Annotated in this window: 19 protein-coding genes and 1 pseudogene; 7 read left to right on the top strand and 13 right to left on the bottom strand. The window is 65.4% G+C overall.

Annotated features, from left to right (window positions below):
- The 3 genes from AC5RWX_RS20235 to AC5RWX_RS20225 all read right to left on the bottom strand — a co-directional run.
- A partial coding sequence (locus AC5RWX_RS20235) for a segregation and condensation protein A (RefSeq protein WP_494098107.1) occupies positions 1 to 798 on the bottom strand: 798 nt, incomplete at its 3' end.
- 7 nt (positions 799 to 805) lie between these two features.
- A complete protein-coding gene (locus AC5RWX_RS20230; protein ID WP_494098106.1) occupies positions 806 to 1,705 on the bottom strand; it encodes a ParA family protein in 900 nt (299 codons plus the stop codon).
- A gap of 234 nt (positions 1,706 to 1,939) precedes the next feature.
- Positions 1,940 to 3,286 carry a cation:dicarboxylate symporter family transporter gene (locus tag AC5RWX_RS20225; protein ID WP_494098105.1) on the bottom strand — a complete coding sequence of 449 codons (1,347 nt, stop codon included), beginning with the start codon at positions 3,284 to 3,286 and terminating at the stop codon, positions 1,940 to 1,942.
- 166 nt (positions 3,287 to 3,452) lie between these two features.
- On the opposite strand from AC5RWX_RS20225, the gene AC5RWX_RS20220 reads away from it, so the two are divergent.
- From AC5RWX_RS20220 to AC5RWX_RS20195, 6 genes and pseudogenes are all read left to right on the top strand, one after another.
- The gene (locus tag AC5RWX_RS20220) at positions 3,453 to 5,087 is read left to right on the top strand and encodes a sensor histidine kinase (RefSeq protein ID WP_494098104.1); all 1,635 of its coding nucleotides are present in this window, start codon (positions 3,453 to 3,455) and stop codon (positions 5,085 to 5,087) included.
- Complete coding sequence (locus tag AC5RWX_RS20215; protein WP_494098103.1) at positions 5,084 to 5,797, top strand: response regulator; 714 nt, start codon at positions 5,084 to 5,086, stop codon at positions 5,795 to 5,797. The genes AC5RWX_RS20220 and AC5RWX_RS20215 overlap by 4 nt, the downstream gene beginning before the upstream one ends.
- 151 nt (positions 5,798 to 5,948) lie before the next feature.
- A pseudogene (locus AC5RWX_RS20210) lies at positions 5,949 to 6,604 on the top strand (GntR family transcriptional regulator); the annotation flags it as partial.
- Positions 6,600 to 8,120, top strand: coding sequence for an MmgE/PrpD family protein (locus AC5RWX_RS20205; protein ID WP_494098102.1), 1,521 nt, complete (start codon positions 6,600 to 6,602; stop codon positions 8,118 to 8,120). The pseudogene AC5RWX_RS20210 and the gene AC5RWX_RS20205, both read left to right, overlap by 5 nt.
- Positions 8,120 to 9,022 carry a methylisocitrate lyase gene (gene prpB, locus AC5RWX_RS20200; RefSeq protein ID WP_494098101.1) on the top strand — a complete coding sequence of 301 codons (903 nt, stop codon included), beginning with the start codon at positions 8,120 to 8,122 and terminating at the stop codon, positions 9,020 to 9,022. The genes AC5RWX_RS20205 and prpB overlap by 1 nt, the downstream gene beginning before the upstream one ends.
- A 58-nt stretch (positions 9,023 to 9,080) precedes the next feature.
- Positions 9,081 to 10,220 carry a bifunctional 2-methylcitrate synthase/citrate synthase gene (locus AC5RWX_RS20195; RefSeq protein ID WP_494098100.1) on the top strand — a complete coding sequence of 380 codons (1,140 nt, stop codon included), beginning with the start codon at positions 9,081 to 9,083 and terminating at the stop codon, positions 10,218 to 10,220.
- Positions 10,221 to 10,292: 72 nt separating this feature from the next.
- On the opposite strand, the gene AC5RWX_RS20190 is transcribed toward AC5RWX_RS20195, so the two are convergent.
- Positions 10,293 to 10,775 (bottom strand): 8-oxo-dGTP diphosphatase, encoded by a 483-nt coding sequence (locus AC5RWX_RS20190; RefSeq protein ID WP_494098099.1) that lies wholly within the window; start codon positions 10,773 to 10,775, stop codon positions 10,293 to 10,295.
- Positions 10,776 to 10,850: 75 nt separating this feature from the next.
- Here AC5RWX_RS20190 and AC5RWX_RS20185 point away from each other — a divergent pair, with 75 nt between their 5' ends.
- Positions 10,851 to 11,540, top strand: a complete 690-nt coding sequence (locus tag AC5RWX_RS20185) for a hypothetical protein (RefSeq protein WP_494098098.1) — start codon at positions 10,851 to 10,853, stop codon at positions 11,538 to 11,540.
- Between the two features lie 30 nt (positions 11,541 to 11,570).
- Here AC5RWX_RS20185 and xerD read toward each other — a convergent pair whose 3' ends face one another.
- From xerD to AC5RWX_RS20140, 9 genes are all read right to left on the bottom strand, one after another.
- Complete coding sequence (gene xerD / locus AC5RWX_RS20180; protein ID WP_494098097.1) at positions 11,571 to 12,608, bottom strand: site-specific tyrosine recombinase XerD; 1,038 nt, start codon at positions 12,606 to 12,608, stop codon at positions 11,571 to 11,573.
- Entirely contained in the window at positions 12,608 to 13,267 is a 660-nt protein-coding gene (locus AC5RWX_RS20175; protein ID WP_494098096.1) for an NUDIX domain-containing protein, read from the bottom strand. The genes xerD and AC5RWX_RS20175 overlap by 1 nt, the downstream gene beginning before the upstream one ends.
- 26 nt (positions 13,268 to 13,293) lie before the next feature.
- Positions 13,294 to 15,063 carry a CTP synthase gene (gene pyrG, locus AC5RWX_RS20170; RefSeq protein ID WP_494098095.1) on the bottom strand — a complete coding sequence of 590 codons (1,770 nt, stop codon included), beginning with the start codon at positions 15,061 to 15,063 and terminating at the stop codon, positions 13,294 to 13,296.
- Between the two features lie 113 nt (positions 15,064 to 15,176).
- Complete coding sequence (recN, locus tag AC5RWX_RS20165; protein WP_494098094.1) at positions 15,177 to 16,916, bottom strand: DNA repair protein RecN; 1,740 nt, start codon at positions 16,914 to 16,916, stop codon at positions 15,177 to 15,179.
- A gap of 3 nt (positions 16,917 to 16,919) precedes the next feature.
- Positions 16,920 to 17,945 (bottom strand): NAD kinase, encoded by a 1,026-nt coding sequence (locus tag AC5RWX_RS20160; protein ID WP_494098093.1) that lies wholly within the window; start codon positions 17,943 to 17,945, stop codon positions 16,920 to 16,922.
- Between the two features lie 13 nt (positions 17,946 to 17,958).
- Positions 17,959 to 18,774 carry a TlyA family RNA methyltransferase gene (locus tag AC5RWX_RS20155; RefSeq protein WP_494098092.1) on the bottom strand — a complete coding sequence of 272 codons (816 nt, stop codon included), beginning with the start codon at positions 18,772 to 18,774 and terminating at the stop codon, positions 17,959 to 17,961.
- Positions 18,774 to 19,028, bottom strand: coding sequence for a hypothetical protein (locus AC5RWX_RS20150; protein ID WP_494098091.1), 255 nt, complete (start codon positions 19,026 to 19,028; stop codon positions 18,774 to 18,776). Before AC5RWX_RS20150 ends, AC5RWX_RS20155 begins: the two co-directional genes overlap by 1 nt.
- A gap of 9 nt (positions 19,029 to 19,037) precedes the next feature.
- A complete protein-coding gene (locus AC5RWX_RS20145) occupies positions 19,038 to 20,027 on the bottom strand; it encodes an HAD-IIA family hydrolase (protein ID WP_494098090.1) in 990 nt (329 codons plus the stop codon).
- A 5-nt stretch (positions 20,028 to 20,032) separates the two neighbouring features.
- The coding region (locus AC5RWX_RS20140; RefSeq protein WP_494098089.1) for a tetratricopeptide repeat protein at positions 20,033 to 21,561 on the bottom strand (1,529 nt) is incomplete at its 5' end.

Here is a 21,561-nt window from a genome sequence, read left to right as displayed (position 1 = left end):
AAATTCTTCGCTCAGGTTTTCCGCCGACCATGCACCGTTCCCGGCAGTCCAGTGGACGGCCAGGTCTCCCAGAGGCGCCAGCTGATCGAAGGAAACCGCCTTGTCCCGGAACAGCTCCAGCAGGGCAAGGAACCGCGCAACCACCACCAGGGTGGACCCGGCATCGGCAATCAAGGCCCGGAAGGTCAGCGGGGATTCGAGCTGAAGCCGCAGGCCCATCGCTTCTGCCTGCTCCTTCACGCTGACATTGCCGCCGTGCAGGTGTGCCAGGCCTACTTCGGTTTGCTTTGGAGCCTTGGGCTGCAGTGCCGCTTCGGCCAGGCGGGCGAACTGTTCCGGAGTGTGTTTCCAGACCAGCTCGGGAAGCATGGCCGCGAAGTGTTCCTCGAGGGCGACCTGCCGGGGAAACCGCATGGCCTCCTGATGGAGGGCCTCGCCAAGGAGTCCAGCCACGTGCTTGAAGGCTTTGTACTGGAGCAGCCGCGCGAAGAGCAGGTCCCTGGCCTCAAGCAGCGCGATGTCTTCATCGTTCTCGACCTCCCCCGCAGGAAGGAGCCGTGCGGCCTTAAGATCGAGCAGCGTTGCGGCAATCACCAGGAATTCGCTGGCCTCATCCAGCGCCCACTCCTCGCCCAGCTTCTGCAGGTTCCGGATGTACTTGATGAATTCGTCGGTCACCGTGGCGATGGCTACCTCGGTAATGTCCAGCTGGTGCTTGGCGATCAGTCCAAGCAGGACATCGAAAGGACCCGTGAAGTTGGCCAGCCGCACCTCGAAGCCGGGCTTGGATTCGGCCACAGCGTGGCTAGGGTGCGCCGCCGCGCGAGATCAGTTCCTTGGCCAGCCTGCGGTAGGCATCGGCGCCCACGTGGTTGCCGGCGTAACTGGTGATCGGCTCCGCGGCAACGGTGGCGTCAGCGAACTTGATGGAGCGCTTGATAACGGTCTCGAAGACCTTGTCGCCGAAGGCCTCCACCAGGCGGGTAATAACCTCGCGGCTGTGCAGCGTCCGGGCGTCGTACATGGTGGCCAGCACGCCGTCCACCTGCAGGCGGGGGTTGAGCCTGTCCTGGACCTTGTCGATGGTCTCCACCAGCAGGGCCACGGCACGGAGGGCAAAGAACTCGCAGATCAGCGGGATGATGACACCGTGCGCCGCGGTGAGTGCGTTGACGGTCAGCAGGCCCAACGACGGCTGGCAGTCGATGAGAACGACGTCGTAATTGTCTTCAACTTTCTTGAGGGCGCGGTCCAGGACCTGCTCGCGTGCCACCTCGTTGACCAACTGGACTTCAGCAGCCGAGAGGTCGATGTTTGCCGGCAGGAGGTCCACGTTATCGACGCCGGTCTGGTGGATTGCATCCCGGATGTCCACCTTGCGGTCCATCAGCACGTTGTACACGGTGAGGTCGAGTTCATGCGGGTTCACGCCCAGGCCGGCAGACAGTGCGCCCTGGGGATCGAAGTCGACCAGAAGCACACGCCGGCCGTATTCAGCCAGCGCTGCTGCCAGGTTGATAGTGGATGTGGTTTTTCCGACGCCGCCTTTTTGGTTCACCATGGCGATCACGCGGGCCGGACCGTGGGATGCCAAGGGCGCAGGTTCCGGGAACTCGCGGTATGGGCGCCCCGTGGGTCCCATCACCGCGTCTTCCAGGTCGAATTGCGTGCCCTCCAGAGTTGCCGAACCCTGTTCGCTGCTCACGTATCTATCCACACTTTCGATGACGGTGATTTCCTGCCGCTGGCTGCCCAGCAACGCTCCTTCTTCTTCCCAAGGTTACAGCGCCCGATACGGTATTCGAGGCAACTTGACTTTCCGCGGATGTTGAGCCTTTACCCTCTAGCTGAGGTCGAAGGTTGCCTTTTCCCGGGCACGAAACTGCCCCCGCAGCGAGGGGCTGCGGGGGCAGTCGCGGTGGTTGGCGAGTGCCGGGGCCTAGGCGTTCGCCGGCACCGGGCGTGCCTCGGTTTCAATCACTGCAGGCTCAGCATGTCCGGCAATCATCGTCTGCTCGTCGAAGGGCAGTTCGCCGGAGAGGACCTGGTCCACCTGGCCGCCGTCGATCTCCTTGACCCAGGTGCCGATCAGGATGGTGGCCACGGCGTTGCCGGTGAAGTTGGTCAGGGCGCGGGCCTCGGACATGAACCGGTCGATGCCGACAATCATGCCCACGCCGCCCAGCAGTTCAGGCTTGTGGGCCTGCAGGCCTGCGGCCAGGGTGGCCAGGCCGGCGCCGGTGACACCTGCTGCGCCCTTGGAAGCGATGATCATAAAGACCAGCAGGGAGATCTGAGCGCCGAGATCCAGCGGGGTTCCCATGGCGTTGGCGACGAACAGGGACGCCATGGTCAGGTAGATCGCGGTGCCGTCCAGGTTGAAGGAGTAGCCGGTGGGTACCGTGACGCCCACAACGGGCTTGGAGACGCCGAGGTGTTCCATCTTTGCGATCAGGCGGGGCAGCGCTGCCTCGGAGGAGGACGTGGAGAAAATCAGCAGGTATTCGCGGGCCAGGTACTTCATCAGCTTGAAGATGTTGACGCCGGACACAACCTTCAGCAGGCCGCCCAGGATGATGACGATGAACAGGGCGCAGGTGATGTAGAAGGCGGCCATCAGGGTGAACATGCTGACAATGGCCTGGAAGCCGGTGGCTCCAACGACGGCGGCGATGGCACCGAAGGCACCCACCGGCGCAAGCCACATGATCATGATGAGGATGCGGAACACCAGGACCTGGCCGTGGCCGATGGCCTTAAGGATCGGGGCGCCCTGCGGGCCCATCTTCTGCAGCGCGAAGCCAACGAGAATAGCAGCAAACAACGTCGGCAGGACCGGAATATCGCCAGGGATGATGTTGAGCAGGAACTCGACCGTGCTGTCCGTCGCCGCCTTCTTGGTGGGGTCGTACGGTGCCAGCTTCAGGCCCTCGCCCGGGTGGATCAGGTTGCCGACCACCAGGCCGATGGCGAGCGCGAAAGTGGACATCAGGACGAAGTAGCCAAGAGCCAGCCCACCTACCTTGCCTACCGTGGCGGCCTTTGCGATGGAACCAATGCCCAGGACGATGGTGCAGAAGATGACCGGGGCGATCATCATCTTGATGAGCTTGATGAACCCGTCGCCCAGCGGCTTGAGGGATTTACCCACCTCCGGGAACATCAGGCCCACTACCGCGCCGAGGATAACGGCGGCGATGACGGCGATGTAGAGGTAATGCGATTTGTCGATGCCCTTGCGCCGCGACTTCACGGTGTCAAGCGACTCTCCTCGTTGAGAAGCCATGATGTGTCTCCTTTGGATAATCTGATAGACGCTGCGGCACAATCTCTGGGCTGAACGCGTCCTCCGGTGTGATATCCATCATTGGGCAGGTGGTGACCCAGCTCACCGTTGCGTTCATATTGGTCGCGGAGCCCTATGTGTCGCCGAACGTGCCTGGGAGGTACAGATGATCCACCGCTGGAGTATCGCCCGACGGCTCTTCGTGGCAAACCTTCTGATTGTGGTGGCGTTCATCGCCATTGTTGGATCTGCTACCTATGTGGACGCCCGCGACCGCACCTATGAGGAAGCGGGCCGGCGGATGGCAGGAATCGCGGCGTCCGTTGCCGCCAGCCCGCTGGTGCTGGAAGCCGCCGCCGCCCCGGACCCTTCAGCCATCCTTCAGCCCTATGCCAAGGACGTCATGGCGGCAACGGACGTGGACTTCATCACCATCATGGCGCCGGACCGGACGCGGTGGACGCATCCCCGGGACGAGGAGCTGGGCCGGCCCTATATCGGTTCCATTGACGCCGCCCTTCGTGGTGAGGCCTTCACCGAGGTAACGGCCGGAACCCTCGGGCCTTCGGTGCGGACCATTGTTCCGGTTAAGGACGGCGGCGGCGCAGTCAACGCCATGGTGGCTGTCGGCGTCACCGTGCGGACCGTGGATGTGGCCTTCGCCGGGCGTCTCCCCGCCCTCCTGGCCATTGGCCTTGCCCTGCTGGTGGGAGGTTCGCTGGCCTCGTGGCTGCTGGGCCGGTACCTCCGCCGTGTTACCCGCGGCTGGGGGCCGGAACAGCTGGCCCAGTTGTTCGCGTACTACGAATCGGTGCTGCATTCCGTGCGGGAAGGACTGATCCTTATCGATACAAAAGGCCGCGTGGTGATGTACAACGACCAGGCGGCCGAACTGCTGGGCCTTGACGGTCCCGGCAGCAAGGACCCCACCCGGCCGCCGTCGCTCGCCGACCTGCCACTGGATGAGGGGCTGCGGAGCCTGTTCGAGTCCGGGCGCAGCGCCAAGGACGAGATCCTACTCACCGGCTCCCGGATCCTGGTGGTCAACCAGGGCCCCGCCAAGGGGCCCCAGCCCACCGGCGGCCGGGGCAAAACCCCTGTGTACGGTACGGTGGCGACGCTTCGGGACCGGACAGAAATCGAGGCCCTGGGCAACGAGCTGGAAACGATGCGGACGCTCTCGGATGCACTGCGGGCGCAGACGCACGAGCACGCCAACCGGCTGCACACCATGGTGTCGCTGCTGGAGCTGGGCCGCACACAGGAGGCCCTGGCGTTCGCGACGAAGGACCTGGAACTCAGCCAGCAGCTGACGGATGACATGGTCAGCTCGGTGGACGAACCCGTTCTAGGTGCCCTGGTGATGGGCAAGGTGGCCGAAGCCCATGAGCGCGGAGTCCAGCTGGATGTGGCGGCGCTCGGTTCAGCGACCGTAGCGGGAATTGCCGTGCAGGACCTCGTAACCATCCTTGGTAACCTGCTTGACAACGCCATGGATGCTGCCGCCGACGGTCCGCCTCCGAGGCGGGTGGAGCTGACGGTGGAGTCGGACGAAGAAGGACTGGACATCGCCGTGCACGATTCCGGTCCCGGCATAGATCCGGCTGACGCGGAGAACATTTTGCGGCACGGATTCAGCACCAAGGCGGCGGGCCCCGGTGGCCGGGGCATCGGGCTCGCCCTGGTGCGGCAGGCGGTGCAGCGGCTGGGAGGTACCCTGACCATCAACGGACGGCGCGGCGCCAAGTTCGAAGTGTTCCTCCCCGCAGCGGTGCCGGCACAGAAGGAGCACCAACAGTGAGCAACATCCGGGTCCTCGTCGTCGAGGACGAAGCCATCGCGGCCGCAGCGCATGCAGCGTATGTGGGGCGGCTGCCGGGCTTCGAACTGGCCGGCACCGCCCCGGACGGCCAGTCTGCCCTGCGGCTACTGACCGAGTTTGCTGCTGCGGGAACCCCGGTGGAACTTGTCCTGCTGGATATGAACCTGCCCGACCTTCACGGCCTGGACATTGCGCGGCGGATGAGGGCGGCGGGAATACTGGCGGACATCATCGCCATTACTGCCGTCCGTGAACTGGCCATTGTGCGCAGCGCAGTTGCCATCGGCGTTGTCCAGTACCTGATCAAGCCGTTCACCTATGCGACCTTCGCGGACAAGCTGGCAAGCTATCAGCAGTTCCGCCAGCAACTCGCGGGCCCGCAGGGCGGGTCCGGCAAGGCTGGGGCCTCCCAAACCGACGTGGACCAGGCGTTCGCCAGCCTTCGTGCACCGTCCGAGCTGCCCTTGCCCAAGGGGCTTTCAGTTTCCACTCTGGCATCCGTCCAGGAGTTCATGAAGCTGCAAAAGGGCGCCGTGTCCGCCACCGAGGTGATGGATGCGCTGGGCATGTCCCGGGTCACGGCGCGCCGCTACCTGGAGTATCTGGCCGACGCCGGAACGGTGTCCAGGACCGCCCGTTATGGCACCCCGGGGCGGCCGGAAAACGAATACCGGTGGGGCGGCCGCTGACCCGCCAGTCCAGCGTTTGAGCCTGCCCACGTCTCCCTGCGCCCGTTCTTTGTATACAGGGAGCGGGCGTTTTGCGATAATCAGCACGGGTTGCTGCCGACATGGCCATGCAGTGTATACACTGTCCTCAATGCCAACGAAAGGACAGCCAGTGCGAGCCAGCGATCGGGCCTATGCCGCACTCCGCGACGACATCGTCGAGTGGCGGCTCCAGCCGGGCGCCCTGCTTGCCGAGGTGGAACAGGCAGAACGGTTGGGGATCTCCCGCACCCCCCTCCGGGAAGCATTGGGCAGGCTAACAGCAGAAGGACTGACGACGGCGGCAGGCGGCCGCGGCGTCGTCGTCACCGGCATCTCACTGGCGGATATCGACGAACTGTTTGAGCTCCGGGAGACGCTGGAAGGAAAGGCTGCCGCCCTGGCCGCGGAGCGGGGCGATCGGGAAACGTTTCGGAACCTGGAAGCAGAGTTCCTGGCAGCGCCGTCACTCATTACCGGCCCGGCACCGGCACTGCAGGACTATTACCTGCTGGTGGACCGGCTCGACTCCGCCGTTGATGCCGCGATCTCCAATTCCTACCTGGCCCAGGCCATGCGCAGCCTCCGGGTGCACCTGGTCCGTATCCGCCGCCTCGCCGCGGACGACGCAGCACGACTCACAGCCGCAGCAGCCGAACATGCGGCCATCGCCGAGGCCATCGCCACTGGCAACCCGCGCCTGGCACAGGCAGCCACCACCCTCCACCTGCACCGTAGCCTGTACCACATCAAAGCCGCCCATCCATCCCGCTGAAGGAGCACCATGGTCAAGGAACACCACGTCCGCGTCTACAAGAGCGAAGAAAACCTGCCCCGCGAGGACCAGCTTGCGCACAAAATCGCCAGGGTGGCCGCGGATCCGGTTGACGTGACGGACGACGTTACGGAGATGGTGATTAACCGGATCATCGACAACGCCTCCGTGGCCATCGCGTCATTGAACCGGGCCCCCATCATGGCCGCCCGGGCGCAGGCACTGGCGCACGGCCCCAGCACCGGCGGAAAGGGCGCGAAAGTCTTCGGCATCGAGGACCGGGCCTCCCCGGAGTGGGCGGCGTGGGCCAACGGCGTGGCTGTCCGGGAACTGGACTACCACGATACGTTCCTGGCGGCCGACTACTCCCACCCGGGCGACAACATCCCGCCGATCCTGGCCGTTGCCCAGCACATGGGCTCGAACGGCCGTGACCTGGTGCGGGCCATCACCACCGGATATGAGATCCAAGTGAACCTGGTGAAGGCGATCTGCCTGCACAAGCACAAGATCGACCACGTGGCCCATCTCGGCCCGTCGGCAGCGGCCGGTATCGGCACCCTGCTGGGGCTCGACGTCGAGACCATCTTCCAGTCCGTGGGGCAGGCGCTGCACACCACCACCGCAACCAGGCAGTCCCGCAAGGGCGAAATCTCCACCTGGAAGGCGCACGCGCCGGCGTTCGCGGGCAAGATGGGGGTAGAAGCGGTGGACCGTGCCATGCGCGGACAGACCTCTCCCGTGCCCATCTATGAAGGTGAGGACGGCGTCATCGCCTGGCTGCTCGATGGCCCGGATGCCTCCTACCTGGTTCCACTGCCGGAAGCCGGGGAAGCCAAGCGCTCCATCCTGGACACCTACACGAAGGAACACTCCGCCGAATACCAGGCCCAGGCATGGATTGACCTCGCCCGAAAGCTGAACCGGAAGCACCCTGAAACCGCGGACCCGGCCAACGTGAAATCCGTGCTGATCAGGACCAGCCACCACACCCACTACGTCATCGGCTCCGGCGCCAACGATCCGCAGAAGTACAGCCCCACCGCATCCCGGGAAACCCTTGACCACTCCATCCCCTACATCTTCACGGTTGCGCTGCAGGACGGCGCCTGGCACCACGTGGACTCCTACTCCCCGGAACGCGCCGCCCGCCCGGACACTGTAGACCTGTGGCAGAAGGTCAGCACGGAGGAAGATCCCGAGTGGACGCGGCGCTACCATTCGCTGGACATAGCAGAGAAGGCTTTCGGCGGTTCCGTGGAGATCACCCTCGCTGATGGCACCGTGATCAGGGACGAGATTGCCGTGGCCGATGCCCACCCGCTGGGCGCCCGGCCTTTCGGCCGCGAGCAGTACATCAACAAGTTCCGCACCCTGGCCGCCGGTCTCGTGGAAGAGGCTGAGATCGAAAGGTTCCTGGCCGCCGTCGAACGCCTCCCCCAACTGGCCGCAGGCGAACTGGACCAGCTGAACATCACGGCGGCTCCGGGCGTCATCGACCTGACCGCCGCTCCGAAGGGACTTTTCTGATGCTGTATTCCAAGGTCACACCGGAGCAGAAGCGGATCCGGTTCCGGGAGCTTTTGGCGTCGGGGACCATCGCGCAGTTCCCGGGAGCGTTCAACCCGCTTTCGGCCCGGCTGATCGAGGAAAAGGGGTTCGCCGGTGTCTACATTTCCGGTGCTGTCCTGGCCAACGACCTCGGCCTGCCGGACATCGGGCTGACCACCCTCACGGAGGTCGCCACCCGGGCCGGGCAGATCTCCCGGATGACGGACCTGCCTGCGATCGTGGACGCCGATACCGGCTTCGGCGAACCAATGAATGTGGCCCGCACGGTTCAGGAGATCGAGAACGCCGGCCTGTCCGGACTGCACATCGAGGACCAGTTCAACCCTAAACGCTGCGGCCACCTCGACGGCAAAAGCGTAGTGGACCTGGAGACGGCGACCAAGCGCATTCGTGCCGCCGCCGACGCCCGCCGCGACCCCGATTTCCTCATTATGGCCCGAACCGACATCCGGGCCGTGGACGGGCTGGCAGCCGCGCAGGACCGGGCCCGGGCGCTTGTGGAAGCAGGAGCGGACGCCATCTTCCCCGAGGCCATGGCAACGCTGGACGAGTTTAAGGCCATCCGCGACGCCGTGGACGTGCCCATCCTGGCCAACATGACCGAGTTCGGGAAGAGCGAACTGTTCACCGTGGACCAGCTCCAAGGCGTCGGGGTGAACATGGTGATCTATCCAGTCACCCTTCTCCGTAGTGCCATGGGCGCTGCCGAGCGTACGCTGGAAGCGATCAAGGCTGAGGGCACGCAGGAGGCCCAGGTGGGCAGCATGCTTACCCGCGCACGCTTATACGATCTTGTTGACTACGAAGGCTACAACCGCTTCGACAGCGGAGTGTTCAATTTCCGGGTCCCCGGGGAGTAGGGAAAACCGCGCCGGCTCCGGCCGGCACAACAGGCGACAGGAACGAAGGAGTTTCAGCATGGCTGAAGAGGACATCAAAAAGGGTCTTGCCGGCGTCGTCGTGGATTACACGTCCGTCTCGAAGGTCAACCCGGATACCAATTCCCTGTTGTACAGGGGCTACCCGGTTCAGGAACTTGCCGCGAGATGCAGCTTCGAGGAAGTGGCCTACCTGCTCTGGAACGGTGAACTTCCCACGGAACAGGAGCTGGCGGAGTTCACGGCACGGGAACGGGCCGGCCGCGGCCTGGACCCGGTGGTCAAACAGGTCATCGATGCACTGCCGGAGAGCTCCCATCCCATGGATGTTTGCCGGACCGCTGCCTCCGTGATGGGCGCCCGGCACCCGCTGGCGGAAGACTCCTCCCGCGAAGCCAACATGGCCAAAGCCATCGACTTGTTCTCGGCCATGCCGGCAGTGGTGGCCTACGACCAGCGCCGCCGCCACGGGCAGGATGTCATTGAGCCGCGTGACGACCTGGGCTATTCGGCCAACTTCCTGTGGATGACCTTCGGCGAGGAGCAGGTGCCGGAGGTGGTGGAGGCTTTCAACGTCTCCATGATCCTCTACGCCGAGCACTCGTTCAACGCCTCAACCTTCACGGCCAGGGTGATCACGTCCACGCTCGCCGACCTGCACTCCGCGGTCACGGGGGCCATCGGTGCTTTGAAGGGACCGCTGCACGGCGGTGCCAACGAGGCCGTGATGCACACCTTCGACGAAATCGGAATCCGCCCGCAGGAGTCCCTGGAGGAAGCGGCGGCCCGTGCCAAGACGTGGATGGAGAATGCCCTGGCCCAAAAGAAGAAGGTTATGGGCTTCGGGCACCGCGTGTACAAGCACGGCGACTCACGCGTGCCTACCATGAAGGCCGCCCTGGACAAGATGATTGCGCACTACGGCCGGCCGGAACTTCTTGGCCTCTACCAGGGGCTCGAGACAGCCATGGACGAAGCCAAGGGCATCAAACCCAACCTTGACTACCCCGCCGGCCCCACCTACCACCTGATGGGGTTCGACACCGCCACGTTCACTCCCCTGTTCGTTGCCAGCCGCATCACCGGGTGGACGGCCCACATCATGGAGCAGTTGGATTCAAACTCCCTGATCCGGCCGTTGAGCGAATACGTCGGTCCCAAGGAACGGCACGTTCCGTAGGCTGACCGACGGACTATACGACGGCGGCGGGACGGCCACGCGGGTGGACATCCCGCCGTCGGTCCCTAACGGCTAGGGCAGGAGGCTCTCGGACGACGCGACGGTTTCGTTGTCGCTGTTCAGCGTGACCACCACGTTGACCCTGCCACCTTCGAGCACCACTGGAAGCCAGTGGTCGGCATCCTGCCACATTCGGTCCACCGGCAGAGTACCGGTCCGGAACCACTCCGGCATGATCTCGTCGCTTTCCTCCGGCTCCCCCACCCACCGCCGGGCGGTGAAGATGCGGGTGTGCATGTCCCAAGCTGGCTTGGCGGGGAACACGAACTGCACGACTCCGGCGTCCGCCAGGTCTTCCTGCCGAACTGTCAAGCCGGTTTCTTCCCTGACTTCGCGGACCACGGCTTCAGCCTCGCTCTCCCCCGGTTCGACATGTCCTCCGATACCCACAATCTTTCCTGCGCCGAATCCTGTCCGTTTGAGGCCCAGCAGCACCTCCGGGCCGGAGTCCCCGTCACGGAGCAGGAAGCAGAGAGTCACCCTTGCTGCAGTCATGCGCCCAAGCCTATGGGGTTGGCGGGTTGTCGGCGAGGAAGCGCCACGGGGCGCTGGATATGCCAAGCTCTACGTGTGGCTCCCGAAACTGCACACGGGATACGGCCGGCCCGTATCTCGACCATTGACGCCCGCCTGCCGGAGTGGCTGGTGCGCAACCCTTTGTACTGGGGCTGGGCCTGGGCCTGTTTTTGGACGGCGCTGATTGTTGTGGATGAATTCGTGGACCTGGCAGGCTGGACGTGGTATCTGCTGGTGGCCGCGGCTGCCCTGCCCACCGTGCTCAGCACCCTGGCCGTGCTGCACGTGACTCCCCGGCAGCAAGTGAAGCCCGTCCGGGAATCGGTTTTGGGCCTGTTCTTCGTCCGTTTCCTGGCGCTTGTTGCGGCATTCATGGTGTGGGCCATATCGGTGGTGCTGAGTGCGTCCATCTCCACCACCATCCAAGCCGTGGCGGGTGAGTCTGAACGCGAGGTGACAGCTTTGGGTTTCCACCTGATGGCAGCCCTGTTCCCGGTTGTGGTGGCCGTCCTATGGCTGGCGTTCGTTGCCCGGTGTGCCTGGTTCCTGAGGAGGCTTCGCGGCTGGCGGCAGATCCCCACACTCTCGCGGGTGCCGAAATCATTCCTCCGCGGCCGCCCGCGCCTGCACCGGGTAGTGATCGGCCTGGCGCATCCGGGACTGATGTTGCTCGCGGGGATGGGCACCTCGGCGCTGGCTTTCCTGCTGGGTCCGGTGGAACTGACCATCGAGGCGCTGCCCTAGCTATTTTAAGACAGGCAGTTTCAGCCACGCTCAGCCGAGGGCCCGGGGGTGTGCCGCCGCGTAGATCTCGCGCAGGGTGTCCGCCGTGACCAAGGTATAGACCTGGGTAGTGGTCACCGAGGCATGCCCCAGCAGCTCCTGGACCACGCGGACGTCTGCACCGCCCTCGAGCAGGTGGGTGGCGAAGGAGTGCCGCAGGGTGTGCGGCGAGACGTCCTTGGTGATGTTCGCTTTCTCGGCTGCGGCCTTCAGGATGGTCCAAGCACTCTGGCGGCTGATGCGCCCTCCCCGGGCATTCAGGAACAACGCCGGGGTGCCTTTTCCCTTGGCCGCCAGCAGGGGCCGCCCGCGGACCAGGTAGGCGTCGAGTGCCCTGGCTCCGTAGGAGCCCAGCGGCACGAGCCTTTCCTTGGAGCCCTTGCCAAAGAGCCGTACGATGGCCGGCCCGGTTTCCGCCTCCTGCAGGGAAATATCGTCCACATCCAAGCCCACGGCCTCGCTGATCCGCGCACCGGTGGAGTACAGGAACTCCAACAGGGCGCGGTCACGCAGTCCCGTTGCGGTGTCGGTGCCGGCCGCCTCCAGGATCCTGGTTACTTCGTCCACACTGATGGCCTTCGGCAGCCGCTTCCCGGGCATGGGTGGATGGACATCGCTGGCGGGGTCGGTTGGCGTGAACCCTTCCAGAGCCCAGAACTTGTGCAGCCCCCTGACGGCGACCACAGTCCTGGCAGCGGACCGCACCCCAAGGGCCGATCCGCCGTCGGACCCGTCCGTCAACGCACGGACGTAACCGGTCACGTGGTGGCGGGTGATGTCCTGGGGGCGGCTGCACCCGGCTGCTGCCAAGTAGCGGGAGTAGCGGGCAAGGTCCCTGCGGTAGGCCGCCAGCGTGTTGGCCGCAACACCGCGTTCCACGCCTAGGTGCTGGAGGTAGTCGGTGATGCCGCGGTCAACGGCTGTTGGCGGGGAACCTGGCGGCGGGGCGTCACGAGCCTCTCCGGGGACAGCCGGTCCAGCGGGAGCCACTTCAGCGGGAGCCGCTCCAGCAGAGGGACCAGGGACCATCAGCGCTGGCTGGGGTGCGCGGGCCAGGGCGCGTCCGCGGGGCGGAGATTGGCATATCCCTCAGCACGGGCGGCGGCGGCAGCAAGGATCCCGACGACGGCGGACGGGTTGTGGAGTCTGCCGGCGAGCACCGACTCCACGGCGTCGTCAAGCTTGATCCAGTGGAACTCGATCTCGGCTTCCTCGTCCGTCCGCTCATGGCGTTCATGGTGCGGCACGTCGGTGAGGTCCCGGGCAAGGTAGATCCTGATGGCCTCGCTGGAGGAACCGGGCGAGTTGAAAAAGTCGGCCAGGACGTTCCAGGTGCCCGCCGCAAGATCCGCTTCCTCGGCGAGTTCGCGCGCTGCCCCCACCACGAAGTCCTCGCCTTCGATATCAAGCAGTCCGGCGGGAATCTCCCACAGGTCCATGCCCACGGGGTGCCGGTACTGCTTGAGAAGGAGGATCTCGCCGTCGTCGTTCATGGGCAGGACGGCCACGGCACCCGGATGTTCGATGTAGTCACGGGTGAGCGCCTCACCCGTGTCCTGCAGCTGGAAGCTGTCGCTGACCACGTCCCAGATGCGGCCTTCGTAGACCTTCTCCGTAGACAAAAGACGGCGCGGGCTCGGTGCATCCGAAACCTTTAGTGCAGGGGTGGCTTCAGGTGTACCGGGCATCGCGCCGTCCTTTTTGTCGTGCGGAACTACTTAGCGGCTACCGTACCGGACTGCTCGGCTTCGGGGGCAACAGCACCCAGGCCTGCGGCCGTGTCGGAGCCCTCCTGGTGGTCCAGGGCTGCCTTCACGAGCCCGGCGAACAGCGGGTGCGGGCGCGTTGGCCGCGAGCTCAGCTCGGGGTGCGCCTGCGTTGCCACGTAATAGGGGTGGACCTCGGCGGGCAGCTCAACGAACTCCACCAGCTTGCCGTCCGGGGACGTGCCGGAAAAGACCAGGCCTTCGGCGGCGATCTGCTCGCGGTACTTGTTGTTCACCTCGTAGCGGTGGCGGTGCCGCTCGCTGACGGTGGTCTTGCCGTAAGTACCGGCGATGACCGAACCGGCGTCGAGCTTGGCCTCGTACAGGCCCAAGCGCATGGTGCCGCCAAGGTCGCCCTTGCCCTCAACAATGTCGAGCTGCTCTTCCATGGTGGCGATGACCGGGTACTTCGAATCCGGCTCAAACTCGCTGGAGGACGCGCCTTCCAGTCCTACCACGTTGCGGGCATATTCGATGACCATGCACTGCAGGCCCAGGCAAAGTCCCAGGACGGGAAGCTTGGTTTCGCGGGCGAATTTCAGCGCACCGAGCTTGCCCTCGAGGCCGCGGATGCCGAAGCCGCCTGGGACGCAGATGGCGTTGACGCCGTCCAGTGCCTTGATGGCACCTTCCCGGGTTTCGCACTCGTCCGAGGGGACCCAACGGATCTTGACCTTGGTATCGTTGGCGAAACCGCCGGCGCGAAGGGCCTCGGTGACGGACAGGTAGGCGTCCGGAAGGTCGATGTACTTGCCGACCAAGGCGATTTCCACGTGGTGCTTGGGGTTGTGGACGGCTTCAAGCAGCTTGTCCCAGCTGGTCCAGTCCACGTCCTTGAACGGAAGGTCCAGGGCGCGCACAATGTAGGAGTCCAGCCCCTGCGAGTGCAAGGTCTTGGGGATGTCGTAGATGCTGGGCGCATCGGCGGCGTTGACCACGGCGTCGATGTCGACGTCGCACATCCGGCCGATCTTTTCGCGCATGGCGTCCGGCACTTCGCGGTCAGAGCGGATGACGATCGCTTCCGGCTGGATGCCGATGGAGCGCAGGGCGGCAACGGAGTGCTGGGTGGGCTTGGTCTTTAGTTCCTGGGACGGACCGATGTACGGGACCAGTGAGACGTGCAGGAAGAAGACGTTGGTGCGGCCGATGTCCTGCCGGACCTGCCGGGCCGATTCGAGGAACGGCTGGGATTCGATGTCGCCTACCGTGCCGCCGATTTCGGTGATGATGACGTCCGGAGCATTCTTGCCTTCGGCGGGCAGCCGCATGCGGCGCTTGATCTCATCGGTGATGTGCGGGATGACCTGCACGGTGTCGCCGAGGTATTCGCCGCGGCGTTCCTTGGCGATAACGGTGGAGTACACCTGGCCCGTGGTCACGTTGGCCGAGCCCTCGAGGTTTTCGTCGAGGAAGCGCTCGTAGTGTCCGATGTCCAAATCCGTTTCAGCGCCGTCGTCTGTGACAAAGACTTCACCGTGCTGGAAGGGGTTCATCGTGCCCGGATCCACGTTCAGGTAGGGATCGAGCTTCTGCATAGTTACAGACAGGCCGCGTGCCCGCAGGAGATGACCGAGGCTTGATGCCGTCAGTCCCTTACCGAGCGAGGACGCCACACCACCGGTTACGAAGATGTGTTTGGTCGTCTTGGACGAGCCCGGGAACCGGGAATTTATACGGGAATTTGATCGCTGCACCACGGAATTCGAGCCTATCATCAAATGAGCCTTCCACGGGTCGGGAAACTGCTTCCCCAAATGATCCAGTCTGCGCGTCCGGGCATCCGGTAAGCAAGCGTGGTCCCGCTGCGTTACAGCCGAGAGGGGCGCGGTCAGGCCCGCTGCGGCAGCAGTTTCGCGTCGTCCAGCAGTTCCTGGGCGTGTGCCTGCGCCGACTCCGAGTCCTCCTGGCCCGCCAGCATCCGGGCCAGTTCGCGGACCCGTTCGGTGCCGTCAAGGAGGCGGACATCACTTGAGGTGAACCCGGTGGCCGTTTTGCCGTCGGCTCCCCTGACCGAGGTTTTGGTGACAGTGATGTGCTGGTCCGCGAACGCTGCAACCTGCGGCAGGTGAGTGACCACAAGCACCTGCACGTGCCGTGCCAGCATGGCCAGCCTGCGCCCGATTTCGACCGCAGCGCGTCCGCCCACTCCAGCGTCCACCTCGTCGAAGACGAACGTGGGGACGGGGTCCACGGCGGCCAGCACCACTTCGATGGCCAGCATGACCCTGGAGAGTTCACCACCGGACGCCCCCTTGCCGAGGGGCCGCGCAGGAGCCCCAGAGTGGGGCTGCAGCAGGAAGCTGATCTCGTCCGCGCCGTGCGGTCCCAGCTGGCCGGTGGGCTCGAGGTTGATCACCAGGGTGGCGTCTGCCATGGCCAGGGCCTTCAGTTCGGCGCTCACCCGCGAGGAGAGCTCCTTGGCGGCTTTGGTCCTGATCTTGGTGATTGCAGCGGCCTGCTTGCGCAGGTCGGCCCCGGCCCTCACAACTTCCGCGTCCAGTGTTTCGATACGGGTTGAATCGTCCTGCAGTTCGTCAAAGCGCACCCGGGCGTTGTCAGCCCACTGGAGCACTTCGTCGATGGACGGTGCATATTTCCGGATCAGCTTGGCCAGGACGGCGCGCCGGTCCTCGATCTCCGCCAGCCGTTCCGGCCCTTCGCTGTCCAGCCCGGCCTGGTAGCTGGCCAGTTCGGTGGCGATATCGTTCAGCAGGAAGCCCACCTCGGCAAGGCGCGCTGCTGCGGAACCGAGTTCGGCGTCGTGCTCGGCCACGTGCTCAAGGGTCCGCTTCGCGGCGTCCACCATGGTGGTGGCGTCACCTGCTTCGCCGAAGTCCTCGGCGATCAGGGCCTGGTGGGCAGTGCTTGCCGCGATCCGCAGTTCCTCAACATTGGCCAGCTTCACTGCTTCCGCCTTGAGGAGTTCGTCCTCGCCGGGTTGCGGGTCCACGTCGTCGATCTCGGCCAGTGCTGCTTCCAGGGATTCGGCCTCGCGGAGCCGGTCCCGGGCGGCACTGCGGAGGGCGTCCAGCTCGGACTGGATGGCTTTCCAGTGGCTATACAGGCCCTGGTAATCGGCGAGGGGCCCGGCCAGCGTTTCGCCGGCAAACTTGTCCAGCGCGCCGCGCTGGGCAACGGCACCCTTGAGCCGGATCTGGTCCGACTGGCCGTGGACCACAACCAGCGTTTCGCCGATTTCGGCGAGGACGCCGACGGGGGCGGCCCGCCCGCCCAGGAACGCACGGCTGCGGCCGTCAGCACCCAGCCGGCGGGCAACTATAAGCTCAGCGCCGCCGTCGAACTCTTCCGCCTCGGCGCCTGCCTCCAGTGCTCGCGCGATGGCCGGGTGCCCGGCGTCGAGCTTCAGCACTGCCTCGGCAGTTGCGCTCTTGGCGCCGCTCCTGACGGCACCGGCATCCGAACGGGCGCCCAGGAGGAGGCCGACGGCGGTGACCACCATGGTTTTGCCGGCGCCGGTCTCACCGGTCACCACGCTTAGCCCGGGGCCCAGCGGCAGCGTTGCGTCGGTAATGACGCCCAGATCGCGGATTCTCAGTTCTTCAAGCATGGTTCACTTTGCGTTTGAGGGATCGGGATCGATGTCCGGCTGCCCGCTGTGCGGCAGCTGAAGCGGCGGCATAGGCCGCGGTGTCCGGACGATGGGAATGGGGCCGGTGTGGATGGCGTCGGCTTTGGGGACGGGCCCCCGCCAGCCGTGGATGGGCAGTTCGAACTTCCGCACCAGCCGGGCTGAGAACGGTGTCTGGTGGGTCCGCGCCAGCCGTACGGGCGTGGCTGACTTCGTCACCTCCACCCGGGCACCCGGCGGCAGGTCCACCGAACGCCGGCCATCACACCACAGCACGCCCTGGGCATCTGTCCTGCCCAGGACTTCGACGGCAAGGCGTGAGCGCGGCGATACCACCAGCGGCTTGGCGAACAGCGCATGGGCGCTGATGGGAACAATGACCAGGGCCTCCACCTCCGGCCATACCACCGGACCCCCTGCGGAGAACGCGTAGGCCGTGGAACCCGTGGGGGTGGCGAGCACGATACCGTCACAGCCGAACGTCGTGAGCGGACGCTCGTCCACTTCGGTGACCACTTCCAGCATGCGCTCCCGGTTGGCCTTCTCGATCGCAGCCTCGTTCAGTGCCCAGGTATGCCAGATCTTCTGTCCCCGGACCCACACCTGGACATCGATGGTCATGCGTTCTTCCACTGTGTAGTCCCGGCTGGCAATCCATTCAACGGTCTGGGCCAGGTCCGCCCGCTCGCTTTCAGCAAGGAAGCCCACGTGGCCCAGGTTCACGCCCAGCAGCGGCACGTCCACTTCACGGACCAGCTCCGCTGCACGCAGGATGGTGCCGTCACCGCCAAGAACCATCACCAGTTCAACGTCAGGGAGCTGGACGTGGTCGTGGAGCACTTCCACCGGCTGGGACAGGTGCCCGTAAAACCGTTCCATGTCGTCCAGCTCGGACTCCTGCATCACCGGGACAATGCCGGAGGCATGCAGCTGGGCGCAGGCCTCCCAGGCGGCCTTCAGTGATTCCTCACGGCCGGTGTGGGCGAGGACCAGTACACGCCTGCTCATCAGGTTCCGCCTTCTAGTGGTTGTGCCAGATACGACCGAGCAAGGCAGCAGTGGCTGCGTCTCGCTCTTCGATCTTAGGCAACTCTTGACTGATCCTGCGCTTTATCCACAGGAAGTATTCGACGTTTCCGTCCTGGCCGGGAAGCGGGCTCTGCGCAAGGCCGCGGAGGTCCAGGCCGGCCTCGAAGGCTGCCCCGGCCACTTTTTCCACCGCCATCCGGCGCTCCCGCTCGGAACTCACCACACCGGTCCGCCCCAGCCGGTCCTTTCCGATTTCGAATTGCGGCTTCACCATCAGCACCAGGTCACCACCCGGCTCAGTGCATAGGGCCAGGGGCCGAACCACGAGGGTCAGGGAGATGAAGGAAAGGTCGGCCACGGTGAGCGCTGCGGGGCCGCCGATGTCCTCGGGCGACATGTACCGCACGTTGAGCCCCTCATGGATTTCCACGCGGGGATCCTCACGCAGCTGGGGCACCAACTGGCCGTGCCCGACGTCGACCGCCACCACATGCGCAGCGCCGCGCCGGAGCAGGACATCAGTGAAGCCGCCGGTGGAGGCGCCGGCGTCAAGGCACCTTTTTCCTGCCAGCAGAACATCGGGAAAGGCATCCAGGGCACCGGCCAGTTTGTGGCCCGCCCGGCTCACATAGGCGTCCTGCTCATCATGCTGAACCACCAGGTCCCTGTCCTCCGGGACCTGGACTGATGCCTTGCTCAGGACCTGCCCGGCGGAACTTACTTTTCCTTCAGCTATGAGCGCGGCGGCATGGGTGCGGGATCTGGCGAGGCCGCGGGCAACCAATGCCCGGTCAAGGCGCACCGGCATCAGGCGCCGCTCTCCGGCGGGCTACTGGGGGCACGGGTTTGTTCCGCCGGATCAGCGTCCAAGGCAGCGCGCAGTTCGTCGTGGATTTCACTGTAGGCCGCTTCGTGCCCGGCCACCGGCGTCCCGGGCACAGCGTCGAGACGGGCCAGGGACTGTTGGACCAGGTGATCTGACACCTCGTCGTGGCTTGTCCGCGGCCAGTCCGGGGAGGGCTGGGCTGCTGCGGATTCGTCAGGGTGGCTCAGCTGAGTCATTGGATCAGTCTAGTGATCCAGCCAGACCAGCTGCGGCACCTGCGCACTGGCCGCATCGGGGTTGGCCGCCCACCAAGCTGCACAGGCTGCCCGCCAGGAGTCCAGATTGTCCTGGCTGCCAATGATACCCACGGCACCATTGGCCACCCGCGCCGTCGCCTCACCACATGTGTAGGTCCCGTCGGCATGCGTGACGGGCGGGTAAGGGCGGTACAGGTCCGGAAGGGAGCTGATGACATAGTCGGGCCGTTCGGCGGCCCGGGCGGCCAGGATGGATTCCCGGGTGTCGACCCCGGTCAGTACCGCCACCGTGGCGAAGCCTGCGTTGTTGCCGCCCAGGATGTCGGTGTCCAGCCGGTCACCCACCACAAGGGGGCGCTCTGCGGCGAGGCGCTTGGCGGCCGAATGGAACAACGGCGCTTCCGGCTTTCCTGCGACACGGGGCGTCTGGCCAGTGGCTGCGGTGACCGCGGCAACGAGGGTGCCGTTGCCTGGCGCGATGCCACGGGCTTGCGGGATGGACATGTCTGTGTTGGTTGCTACCCAGACGGCCCCGGCCGACACCACGTAGGCTGCCTCGGCAAGTTCCTTCCAGCCGATGGCGGGGTTGAAGCCTTGCACCACTGCCACCGGGTCCTCGTCCTGGCCGTAGACCGGCACCAGGCCCACCAGTTCGATCTCCTGGGCAAGCGCCGGGCTTCCGGTGATCAACACCTTCGAGCCCAGGGGCAGCTCTGAGGCGAGCAGCTCCGCAGCGGCCTGGGAGGAGCTAACCACCTGGTTGTCAGCTGCGGGCGCGCCGAGCTCACGGAGGTGGGCTGCGACGTCGGCCGGGGTGCGCGACGCATTGTTTGTCACGTAGCCCAAGCCCACGCCAAGGCCTTCCAGCTTTTGCAGGGATTCCACTGCACCGGGGATGGCGTGCGGGCCCGCATAGACCACACCATCCAGGTCCGCGAGCAGTGCATCAAACAGGGAAATCAGGGGGGCTTCAGTCATGCGTTCTAGTCTTCCCGGCCATCCTGGTGGTCCTCCGGAGTTGTGCTGTCCGGCAGGTCCTCTCTGTTGTGGTCCAGTTCGTCGGTCTCCACCGAGTCCTCGTCGGACTCAGCGTCGTCGGAGACAAAATAGTCCGGCTCCTGGTCGTCGATGCTGGTGTCGACAGCTTCGACGGAACCAGCGGGCGATTCCTCGCTTGCAGCGATGGTTGTGCTGGCTGCGGTGGATGTTCCGGCTGCGTCCGTTGCTGAAGAAGCTTCAGCGGCAGCAGCCGAACCCGAAGCGGTCGAGGCCCGCTCCAGGAGGCGGCGGCGTTCTTTCTCTTCGCGGGCTTCCTCTTCCTCGTCCCAGCCCAAGTCGATGATGTCGGGTTCTTCGTCAACACCCAGGCCCAGCGCGTTTTCCGCCACAACGGCCTGCTTTTGCCATTTCTCCGACTCAGCTGTGCGGCCCACGGCGGCGAGTGCGTCGGCGTAGGCACGGAAGAGGCGCGGGCTGTAGGAGAACGCGCGGTTGATGTCCAGCTGCGGGATCTCCAGTTCTGCCACAGCAGCATCGAGCTGGCCGAGGTCGGTACGAGCACCGGCTGCCACGATGGCGAGTTCGGCTTTGCCCGGAGCGTCCAGGTCCTGGGCTTCCTCGGACCGCACCACATCGAGGGCGCGGTCGGGACGGCCGAGGCCACGCTCGCAGTCTGCCATTACCGGCAGATGCACGTTGGAGCCGCTGATCCGGCGGTACGTGCGGAATTCCCGGAGCGCTTCGCCATAGTGGCCCGCGGCATAGGCTGTGAGCCCCACCGCTTCCCGGACAGCTGCGAGCCTACCGCCCCGCCGGCTGGCGGCCAGGGCGTGCTGGAAGGCCAGTTCCGGCTCGTCATCGATCAAACGGCCCGCCATCACCAGGTGGCGGGCCACCCACTCGGCGCTGTTCGCCTCAAGCGTCTTGATCTGGTGCTGTGTGGCGCGGTCCAGCTCCTTACCGGTGACATCCTCGTCGATCTGAGGGGACCGTTCCCGGTCCGGACGGTTCGCGCTGCGGAGGTCACGCGTATTCGGGATGCGCACCGGACGCTCTTCCTGGCGGTCCCGGCCGAAGGTGCGTGGCTCAGCGTCGCGGTTGGAATCGCGGTCAAAGCTGCGGGGCCCCCGGTCCTGGCGGTCACCACGGTTAGCATCACGGTCAAAGCTGCGGGGCCCCCGGTCCTGGCGGTCACCACGGTTAGGGCGGTCGCTCCGATCGCCAAAGGGCTTCCGGTTCTCTCCTCCTGCAAACCCCCGACGGTCCCCCTCGCCCTCGCGGCGCGGGCGGTCACCCAACGGCTTACGCTCACCGGCACCAAAACCACGGCGGTCCCCCTCCCCGTCACGGCGCGGACGGTCACCCAACGGCTTACGCTCACCGGCACCAAAACCACGGCGGTCCCCCTCGCCATCGCGGCGCGGGCGATCACCAAACGGCTTCTTGTCACGGTCCGCAAAAGGCTTACGATCGCGGTCGCCGAACGGCTTACGCTCACCGGCACCGAAACCAC

The organism is Arthrobacter sp. SPT-J7 (assembly GCF_059089965.1).
This window is presented reverse-complemented; position numbering and strand designations above follow the sequence as displayed.